The sequence below is a fragment of the Asticcacaulis sp. genome (assembly GCF_020217185.1).
Lineage (GTDB): Bacteria > Pseudomonadota > Alphaproteobacteria > Caulobacterales > Caulobacteraceae > Asticcacaulis.
In genome coordinates, this window is sequence record NZ_JAIWNX010000108.1 from 1 (window position 1) to 10,000 (window position 10,000).

Here is a 10,000-nt window from a genome sequence, read left to right on the forward strand (position 1 = left end):
ACGCGGTACAGCGCATCAAGGACGTGAAGATGCTGCGCGCGCGGCAGTTTCCGGAAGACGCCGGACCGCTGGCCCATCCGGTGCGCCCGGCCGCCTATCTGAAGATCGACAACTTCTACACCGCCACCATCTATGAGAAGGGGGCGGAAATCGTCGGCATGTTGAAGACGGTCGTCGGCGCGGACACCTATCGCCGTGCACTGGACCACTATTTCGATACGCACGACGGCACGGCGGCGACGCTGGAAGATTTCCTGAGAAGCTTCGAGGCCGTCACGGGGCAGGACTTTTCGCCCTGGCTGAAATGGTACGTGCAGGCGGGGACGCCGACGCTCACCATCAAAGCCACCTATGACGCGGCGGCGCAGCGTCTGACCCTCAACGTGTCGCAGATAACGCCCCCTACTCCGTCACAGGCGCACAAGGCCCCGGTGCCGATCCCGGTGCGGCTGGGCCTACTGTCCGAGGCCGGTGCGCCGCTGCGTTTTGTCCACGCGGGCGAAAGCGTGACCGAGGCCCTGTTCCTGTTGACCGAAGCAAACACGCAATGGGTGCTGGAAGCGGTGACGCAAACGCCGGTGATCTCGGCCCTGCGTGGCTTCTCCGCCCCGGTCAAGCTGACGCTGGACGAGCCGGAGGCGCACCGCTTTGCCCGCTTCCGCGGCGATCCCGACCCGTTCAACCGCTGGGAGGCGGCCCAGAGCCTCGCCAAGGCCCTGATTCTCGATCCGCAAGGCGCGGCCGCCGCCTATGCCGAAGCCCTGCGCGCCACCCTGACCGATCCGACGCTGGATGCGGCGTTCAAGGCGCTGATCAGCGGCCTGCCGACCGAGATGGACCTGGCCCAGAGCCTGACGCCGGTCGATCCGGCCTTCATCCATGCCCGGCGCAAGGCCTTCAAGGCCGAGCTGGCGGCCGCGTTGAAAGCGGATGCCGAAGCCCTCTATGCGGCCCTGCCCTCTGAGCCAACCTTCAGCCCCGACGCCGCTTCGGCGGGCCGCCGCGCCCTGCGCAACGCCCTGCTTGACCTGATCGTCGCCGCCGATGCCCCTGCGGCGACCGCGCTTGCACAGACTCACTACCACAAGGCCAGCAATATGACCGACCAGATGTCCGGTCTGTCGGCCCTGTCGCAGGTCCACGGCACCGCCTATCAGGACGCGCTGGACGACTTCTATGCGCGCTTTAAGTCCGAGCCTCTGGTGCTCGACAAATGGTTCGCGGTGCAGGCCGCCTGTGCCCATCCCGAAACCCTGACGCGCGTGCGTTACCTTGTCACGCACGCGGATTTTGACCGTAAGGTGCCCAACCGCTGGCGCTCCGTGGCGCAGGCCTTTGCCGCCAATAATCCGGCGATTTTCCACGACGTATCGGGTGAAGGCTACGCCTTTATCGCTGACGAAATCCTCAGCGTGGACCGCTTCAACCCGATGACGGCGGCGCGCCTGATCGAAGCCTTTGGCGGCTTCAAACGCTATGCCGAGCCGCACCGGAGCCTGATGCAGGCGGCGCTGGAGCGGATTGTCGCCACCGAGGGCCTGTCGAAAAACGTCGGCGAACTGGCTGGAAAGGCGCTGGCGGGGTAAGGGGGGCCGTCACAAGCCCCCGTTGGAAGATTGCCGTTCGCTTAACTTGTTGACAAACTTTAAGGTTTAAAACCTCCCTCAGAGGCCGCCCGCACGGCCTCCGCTTTGGTATGTGCGTAAGGGAGTCAAAAGTGGCGGGACTTGAGCGCGTGCGGTTCATGGTGGTGGATGACAACACCCACATGATCCACATTGTGAAAACGATTTTGCGCGGGTTCGGGGCCACTCATGTGTTTGAGGCGCGCGACGCCGGCGATGCGTTTCAGCGCCTGCGCAACGACGCCATCGACATCGTCATCGTCGATTTCATGATGGAAGTGCTGGACGGGGTCGAATTCGTCCACATGGTGCGCAATTCGTCGGACAGCCCCAATCGCTACGTGCCGATCATCATGCTGACGGCGCATTCGGAACGCTCTCGCGTCACCGCCGCGCGCGATGCCGGGGTCAACGAATTCTGCGCCAAGCCTGTGACGGCTCTGGAACTGTACCGCAAGGTGGCCGCCGTCATCGACAAGCCGCGCCCCTTCATCAAGACCGCCAGCTATTTCGGGCCGGATCGCCGCCGTCGTCAGGACTCCAAGTACCAAGGCAAGGAACGCCGCGAGGGCTGGAGCGAGGATCACAAGCCGCCGGTCAAGGACGCTGCACCGGCTGCGGACGAGAACGCAGCGGCAAAGGCGGATTGAGGCGGAGGTTTTTTTGCCCACAGCGCAGTGAGGCCGTCCCCTTTTTAACGACCGCAAGACTCTCGACAAAGGGTTAACGCGACGTTTACCCTTTCAGTTGTACCCGAATCAAATCCGGTCGCCGCCTGTCCTCCCCTTCCCGGATATCCTGACGCGCATGAAGCTTTTCTCGCCACAGCCCAGCCGCAGCGGAGCCCCGGACGGCCCGCGCCCCCGGCTGGGTGGGGCTCAGGGTGGCGGATCGCTCAAATCCAGTCTGCTGACGCAGGTCAGCCCGCGTATGCCCCTGTGGATGCGTATCGGCGGGCTCAGCCTGGCGCTGGGCCTGATGCTGTTTGCGGCCATTTCTTCGGCACGTTTGCAAAACGACCTCTCATCCGGTCAGGCGGCGCGCGATGCCGCCGCCTATGGGCAGGCCCGGCTGAACGCGCTCAGGGCCGACAAGGCCGTGTCCGTCGCCCGCGTCGCGATGGACGGGGCGCTATCGGCCTATCAGACACAGCCGGGGGCAGCCCAACATGCGGTGCAAAAGGCGCTTGAAGCCTCGGGCGGTGCCGTGGCCTCGCTGGCCCTCATTGATGCCGAAGGGCGCATCATCGCGCGCGCCGGTCAGGATGAAAACACCCTGCTGAGCGAGGCGGCCAGGGTCGAAGACAAGGGGTTTGCGGCTCTGGCGCTCGGGTCGCGCCTGACGCGTACCGCGCGTGCCTATCTGGTGCGCACGCCTGCTCCCGGTCGCGTGCGCGCCGTCGCGCGCCTCAACAATCCGCTGCGCGACGCCGAAAACACGCGCGACAACCAGATTGTGCTGATCAATGCCGCCGGCGACATCCTCAGCGCCTCGGACGAGCGGCTGACGGGACAGAATATCCGCAAGGCCCTGACCGTCACGCCGGAACAGATCCGCGACAATGCCAACAGCGCGCGCATCAGCGAAGGCACGCTGGAAGAAAAGGGCTTTGTCCGCATCGCCGCGGTGCGCGAGGGCGAAAATGGCCTGATCACGCTTTACATTGAACCGTCGGGCGGCGCGGCCAGCGGAAGCTGGCTGGGGACGGCCTCCCTGTTTATCGGGCCGCTGATCATCGGCGCGCTGTTTGGGCTGCTGCTGATTGTGCAGGGGCGGCGCAATTCCGAGACCGCGCGTCAGTACGAGGCCAAGGAGACGCGCTACCGGCTGGCCGTCGAAGCGGCGCGCTGCGGCATCTGGGAATGGGACCTCGAAAGCGATCAGGTCTTCATGTCCGAAGTCACCGGCGTCATGTTCGGCTGGGGCGGCAGCGGCGTGGCGACGACCAACGAAGTCCTGCTGCGTATCGCCCCCGAACACCGGGAAGCGGTGCGCAAGGCCCTGCTCAATGCGCGCGGCCACGGCGCGCTCGACGTGTCTTTCAGGGTGCCGGGTGATAATGGCCGCTCGATCTGGGTCGATGCGCGCGGTCAGGCGACGGGTCCGCGCGATCTGTCCGGCTTCAGCCGCCTGTCAGGGGTGGCACTGGATGTCACCGAGGAGCGCGCGGCGCAGTCCCGCGCCCAGCGTGCCGAAGCGCGCCTGACCGGGGCCATCAATTCGGTGTCGGACGCCTTCGTCCTGTGGGACCGCCGCGGTCGGCTGGTCATGTGGAATGAGGTGTTTGGCCGCACCTTCAGCATCGACCCGCGCTTCCTCAAGGCGGGCACGTCGCGCGAACTGATCGAAAAGGTCATGGCCATCGCGATTCGCCGTCAGGAGCCGGTGATCGACGGCCGCGAAGGCGTGGTGGAAGCCGAACTGAACGACGGGCGCTGGATACAGATTTCCGAGAGCCGGACGCTGGAAGGCGGCACGGTCGTCACCGGGGCCGACATCACCGCCATCAAGATTCAGGAGGAGATGAGCCGGCGCAACGAAGAACAGCTTCAGGCCATGGTCGATAAGCTGGAACAAAGCCGTCGCATCCAGACCGACCTCGCTAAAAAGTACGAAATGGCCAAGATTCGCGCCGAACAGGCCAATCACGCCAAGTCGGAATTCCTGGCCAATATGAGCCACGAACTGCGCACGCCGCTGAACGCCATCAACGGCTTCTCCGAGATCATGGCGGGCGAAATGTTCGGACCGCTGGGCCACGCGCGCTATAAGGAATATGCGGGCGATATCCTCAGCTCCGGTCAGCACCTGCTGGCCCTGATCAACGACATTCTCGACATGTCGAAGATCGAGGCGGGCAAGATGACGCTGCGCTTTGAGCCCGTCTCGGTCGAAGAGGTGGTGGACGATACGCTGCGTCTGGTGCGGCAGCGGGCGGAAAAGGCGGGGCTCAAGATGCGCGTACACCTGCCGCAACTGCCCGATATTCAGGCCGATTACCGCGCGTTGAAACAGATTCTGCTCAACATCCTGACCAACGCCATCAAGTTCACGCCGTCGGGCGGCACCATCACCGTGTCGGCGGTCCCGACCGACAGCTTCATGCACCTCTACGTCGCCGACACCGGCATCGGCATCGCCCCGAAGGACATGGAGCGTCTGGCCCGCCCGTTCGAGCAGATCGAAAACCAGTTCTCGCGCACCAAGGAAGGCACCGGCCTCGGCCTCGCCCTCACCAAGTCGCTGATCGAAATGCATTCAGGCCGTCTGGAGGTCGATTCCACCGTCGGTCAGGGCACCACGGTCAGCGTCATCCTGCCCCTGACCCAGACCAGCCCCGGCGCCAGCGCCGACGACACGCCGGATACCCCGGACACGTCGGGTCAGATCGCCGCGGCCTGAGATGGATCGACGCACCCTGTGGGGCATAGGCTGCGGCATCATCGCCGGCGCGCTGTGGGGCCTTGTGTTTCTCACCCCCGAACTGGCGGCGGGCTTTACACCGTTGCAACTGTCGGCCGGGCGCTATGTCGCCTATGGCCTGATCGCCGCGGCTCTGATCGCCCCACGCTGGAAACAGGTCTGCGCGCAGGTGGACGCCAGAGGCTGGCGCGCCCTGATCCGCCTCAGCCTGCTCGGCAATATCCTCTACTATGTCTGTCTGGCGCAGGCCGTGCAGTCGGGCGGTGTGGCCATGACGACGCTGATCATCGGTCTTTTACCGGTCAGCGTCGCCGTGCTGGGTCGCCACGACAACGGCTCGGTGCCGTTGCGGCGGCTGGCCCTGCCCCTGGCGCTCGGCATCGCCGGTATCGCCTGTACCGTCTGGGGCAGCGTGGGCGGCACGTCAGGGTCTCTATTCGGCATTGCCTGCGCCTTCGGGGCGCTGATCGCCTGGACGCTCTACGCCGTGGACAACAGCCGCTGGCTCAGTCGGCTGGATACGGTGTCGTCGCAGGACTGGAGCCTGCTGACCGGTCTGGTCACCGGGGCACTGGCGCTCGTTCTGGCCGTGCCCGCCTTTCTCCTGTCGCCGGGCATACATTCGGGCGTTCAGTGGTGGGGCTTTGCCGGGCTGATGGCTGCGGTGGCGCTCTTGTGTTCGGTGATCGGCAATGCCTTCTGGAACCGCGCCAGCCGCCTGCTGCCCCTGACGCTGATGGGGCAGATGATCCTGTTCGAGACGCTGTTTGCCCTGCTCTACGGCTTCCTGTGGGAAGGCCGCTGGCCCCATCTGACGGAGATCATCGCCATCGCGCTTCTGTGCGCCAGCGTGCTGACCTGCGCCGCCGCTCACCGGCCACGCGGCTCAGCGTGAGGCCGAAGCCGCCGCGGCTTTCGCCTTTTCTTCCGCCTTGCGCACATCGGACAGGGCCTTGGAGCGTGCACGGAACGGCGTCTTGATCAGGGGCTCAGCGACCTTGGCCCGCTCATCGGGCGGCAACTGGATCAGCAGCGAAATGACCGCCGTTTCGATCTTGTCCTTGGCCGAGGCCTCGGCGCGGCGCGCCTTGGTGATTTCGGCCTGAATGGCCACCGGGTCGGGCTTGGGTTGCAGCATCAGCTCCGCCGCCAATTTGCGATAGGTGCGGCTCTGATCCATATCACCTTCCCCGGCCAGCGCCGCATCGGTCAGGATCTGACGCGCCTTTTCCTGATTGGCCGGGCTCAAACCTTCGATCATGTGCAGAAGCGCCGGAGACGCACGGTCCGGCCTGGGGCGGAAATGCTTGGACGCAATCACGCCCACACCGATCAGCGAGCCCAGCAAAAACACGTTGAGCGCCAGCGACACCCCCAGCCAGGTGCGGGCGGTGGGCCGCTTCTTCGAGGACGCAGGCGGAACGGTCTCAGGCATTACCAGTTATCCACCTCAGCCAGACTGGCCGAAGCCAGCACCGCCTCGGCGCGCGCTTCGGACAGGGTCATCAGCCCGATATTAACACCGAAAATAATCCCCGCCGCACAGGCGGCCGCCAGACCGATACCGCCTGCCAGCCAGCGCCGACGACGCGGCCGCGCCACCACCGGGGCGGGACGCGCAGCGACCCCCGCCGGCATCATGCGAGCCAGAACTTCCCATTGCAAGGCGACGGAAGGCTCGACCTCATCCGCCGACGACAGCCAGCTATCGAGCGTGCGCGCTTCGGCCAGTACGCGGCGGGCCACTTCCGGGTGCTGCTGCATGAACAACAGGGCGGCGGCGCGCTCGTCCTGCGGCCAGCGCTGGGGTTCGGCCCCATAGGCATCGACGATCGCTTCGAAGCGTTCGGATGTGATCTGAATGTGCATCATAACGCTCCTTTCCTAAATCTTGTTGCCTTGAATAACTTTTAACACCGGTCGGCCACTGGCCGCTGAGCCGCCGATCAGATCGCCGCGCGCCTCGCTCAGTTTGGCCTTGAGCTGCCGCCGCCCACGCGACAGCAGGCTTTCCAGCGCCTCGACCGAAATCTCCATCAGGGCCGCCGCTTCGATATTGGACAGTTCCTGATAGTAGCAGAGGACGATGGCCACGCGCTGCCGTTCGGGCAGGGTCGAAAGCGCGGATTCGACTGTCTGGCTCATCTGCTGCTGATCGAGCCGCCGGGTCGGATTGGCCGAAGGGTCGGCCAACTCGATCTCCGTATGATCGACCGTGTCGCGCCGCCGCCGCAGCCGGTCGTAGCACAGATTGACCGCCACCTTGTGCAGCCAGGTATCGACGCGCGCCCGGCCCGGCACCCACAGCGGGGCCTGCTTCCACAGGCGCAACAGGGCTTCCTGCGCCACGTCCTCGGCCTCGGCGGCATCATTGAGCAGACGCCGCGCCAGCGACAGGACGCGCGGCATTTTGCGGGCCACGAGGGATTGCGTGGCGGCCGCGTCTCCGCGCGCCACGGCTGCAATCTGCGCCTCATCCGGGTCAAAGCCCGTGGTCATGACCTGTCCTGTCCCGCGTTCTTGTGGGCGACGGTGTTCCGCCTCAGGCGTCACATTACTCATAAGCGGGGCCTTTACGCAACAAGGGTTTGGGCAACCGTTTGCGGCCATCTGACCGATCCGTTTGTCATAGCCTTTCACGCAGCAGACAGGTAAATCCGTCGTTAGCGTTCGTCGCGCGGCGCGACCACGGTTTCAAACGCATTGCGGGCGCGTTTGCGCAGGTCTTTCAGCTTCTTTTCCAGCGTATCGAGACGGCGCGTGTGCACGGCGCGCGCCAGCTTGCGCTGAAACGCTTCCGGTTCTTTCGAAGGGTCGTCATTGGCATCCAGCGACACGCGCATCACCTGCGCCAGACTTTGCTGCACGCGCCAGGCGGCGCTCAGCGCTTCGATGTCCTCGGCCTTCGCCAGACCGGCGCGCTGCATGGCCTGAAGCGCGGCAATCGTGCCGACGCGCAGCGGCCCGCCATTGGCGGCGTGCACCAGTTGCAGATACTGGGCGGCAAATTCGCAATCGACCTGACCGCCGACGGCCAGCTTGAAATCCCAGAAAGTCTTGGCCGGGCGCTCCTTCTCCATCAGGGCGCGCATATTGAGCACGTCCAGCGCCGTGCGCGCCTCAGAGCGCGTGGCACGCAGGATGGTTTCGAGCTTCAGCCGCACCAGATCGGCAAAGTCCTCGGACGTCGCCCACACCACGCGGGCGCGCGTCAGGGCCTGAAACTCCCAGGTATCGGCGTCCTTCGTGTAGTAGTTTTCAAACGCCGCCAGCGACACGGCCACCGGCCCCTTGGCCCCGGTGGGGCGCAGCTTCATGTCGATTTCGTACAGCGTGCCTTCGTGGGTCGGGGCCGACAGCGCAGCGATCAGGCGCTGCGTAAAACGGCCAAAGAAGGTTTCCGCGCCCCAGCCCTTGATCGACGACATTTCTGACGGATCGTCCGGCAGATAGACGGTCATCAGGTCAAGGTCGGAGCGCGCCGTCATCTCCTGCCCGCCCAGCTTGCCCAGCGCCAGTATGGCCACCTGCCCCGACAGATGGCCGCCCAGCCGCCGCACCTCCTCCAGCGCCAGCGGCGACAGGTGGGTGATGCAGGCATCGGCCAGACGCGCATAGGCGGCGCCCGCCGCTTCGGTCGTCAGGCGGCCATTGAGAATCTGCATCCCGATGCGGAACTGCTGCTCGCGGCAGATGCGGCGCAGGGCGTTCATCACGTTTTCCAGCGCGTTTTCCGGGTCCGGCGGCACGCGCTCGACCTCCGCCATGATCAGGCGGTCCAGTTCCTCACCCAGCGGGTCGAAGAAGCCGGCGTCCAGCATGGCGTCGAAAATGGTCGGGTGCCGCGACAGAAGCTGCGCCAGACGCGGGCTGAAGCCCATGATCTCGACAATGGCCTTGAACAGCTTGGGGTTGGCGAGGAACAGCGACTGAATCTGCACCCCGGCGCTGAGGCCCGAAAAGAAGACCGCAAAGCGCGTAAAGGCGATGTCGGGCGCGCCCGTCTCGTTTACCGCCTCCAGCAGGCGCGGCACCAGTCGGGTAAACAGTTCGCGGCCGCGTGGCGTGCGCGTCGCCGGAATACGCCCGTGGTGCCAGCCGCGGATGGTCGCCGAAATCTGCTCCGGGTGCTCAAAGCCCAGACGGGCCAGGGTCTTCAGCGTTTCGGGGTCATCCTCGACCCCGGTGAACACCAGACTGCCGAAGGACGAGGACAGGTCTTCGGAATCGGAGAACAGCTCGCCATAGTGGCCGTTGACCAGTCGCAGGGTGCGCGACACGGCCAGATCGAAGCGACTGAGGTTGGAAAAGCCGCACATGGCGGCGACGCGCATCCGCTCGTCCTCGGCTTCGGGCAGGGTGTGGGTCTGCTCGTCGGCGATCATCTGCACGCGGTGTTCCCAGTCGCGCAGGCGCACATAGGCCTGTTTCAGCTCCTTGGCCACGGCGGGGGCCAAGTGCCCGGCACGGCGCAGGGCATCGAGCGCATCCAGCGTGCGGCGCGAGCGCAGCGACGGGTCGCGCCCGCCGAGGATCAGTTGCTGGGTCTGAACGAAAAACTCGATTTCGCGGATACCGCCAACACCCAGCTTGAGATTGGCCCCGGCGGGATCGAGGCGCTCATCGACCTTATAGGTATGGATCTGGCGCTTGATCGACTGAATGTCGGCAATGGCCGGATAGTCGAGGCTGCGCCGCCAGATGAAGGGCGACAGGGCCTGCATGAAGGCCTTGGCCTCGATCATGTCCCCGGCAATGGGCCGCGCCTTGATAAAGGCCGCGCGTTCCCAGTTCTGCCCCACCGTCTCGTAATAGTTCAGTGCGAACGGCACGCTGACCACGGTCGGCGTTGAGGACGGGTCCGGCCGCAGCCGCAGATCGACGCGGAAGACGTAGCCGTCGCCGGTGCGCTCACTGAGGATGTTCGACACGCGGCGCGCCAGCCGATCGAC

Annotated in this window: 8 protein-coding genes; 4 read left to right on the forward strand and 4 right to left on the reverse strand. The window is 65.3% G+C overall.

Translation table 11 applies throughout. The features are described from left to right. The 4 genes from LDL37_RS05340 to LDL37_RS05355 form a co-directional block, all read left to right on the forward strand. A partial coding sequence (locus LDL37_RS05340; RefSeq protein WP_290795322.1) for a DUF3458 domain-containing protein occupies nt 1-1,586 on the forward strand: 1,586 nt, incomplete at its 5' end. Nucleotides 1,587-1,717: 131 nt separating this feature from the next. Further along, nucleotides 1,718-2,275, forward strand: coding sequence for a response regulator (locus LDL37_RS05345; protein WP_290795325.1), 558 nt, complete (start codon nt 1,718-1,720; stop codon nt 2,273-2,275). A 157-nt stretch (nt 2,276-2,432) separates the two neighbouring features. Beyond that, nucleotides 2,433-5,027 carry an ATP-binding protein gene (locus tag LDL37_RS05350; protein ID WP_290795327.1) on the forward strand — a complete coding sequence of 865 codons (2,595 nt, stop codon included), beginning with the start codon at nt 2,433-2,435 and terminating at the stop codon, nt 5,025-5,027. 1 nt (nt 5,028) lies between these two features. Next, nucleotides 5,029-5,943, forward strand: a complete 915-nt coding sequence (locus LDL37_RS05355) for a DMT family transporter (RefSeq protein ID WP_290795329.1) — start codon at nt 5,029-5,031, stop codon at nt 5,941-5,943. On the opposite strand, the gene LDL37_RS05360 is transcribed toward LDL37_RS05355, so the two are convergent. The 4 genes from LDL37_RS05360 to LDL37_RS05375 form a co-directional block, all read right to left on the reverse strand. Further along, on the reverse strand, nt 5,935-6,483 hold the full coding sequence (locus tag LDL37_RS05360) for a periplasmic heavy metal sensor (protein WP_290795331.1): 549 nt from the start codon (nt 6,481-6,483) through the stop codon (nt 5,935-5,937). The genes LDL37_RS05355 and LDL37_RS05360 overlap by 9 nt on opposite strands. After that, nucleotides 6,483-6,917: a hypothetical protein gene (locus LDL37_RS05365; protein WP_290795333.1), complete on the reverse strand. Its 435-nt coding sequence runs from the start codon at nt 6,915-6,917 to the stop codon at nt 6,483-6,485. Before LDL37_RS05365 ends, LDL37_RS05360 begins: the two co-directional genes overlap by 1 nt. 15 nt (nt 6,918-6,932) lie before the next feature. Beyond that, on the reverse strand, nt 6,933-7,610 hold the full coding sequence (locus tag LDL37_RS05370; protein ID WP_290795336.1) for an RNA polymerase sigma factor: 678 nt from the start codon (nt 7,608-7,610) through the stop codon (nt 6,933-6,935). 101 nt (nt 7,611-7,711) lie between these two features. Next, on the reverse strand, nt 7,712-10,000 hold a 2,289-nt coding region (locus LDL37_RS05375; RefSeq protein WP_290795338.1), incomplete at its 5' end, for a bifunctional [glutamine synthetase] adenylyltransferase/[glutamine synthetase]-adenylyl-L-tyrosine phosphorylase.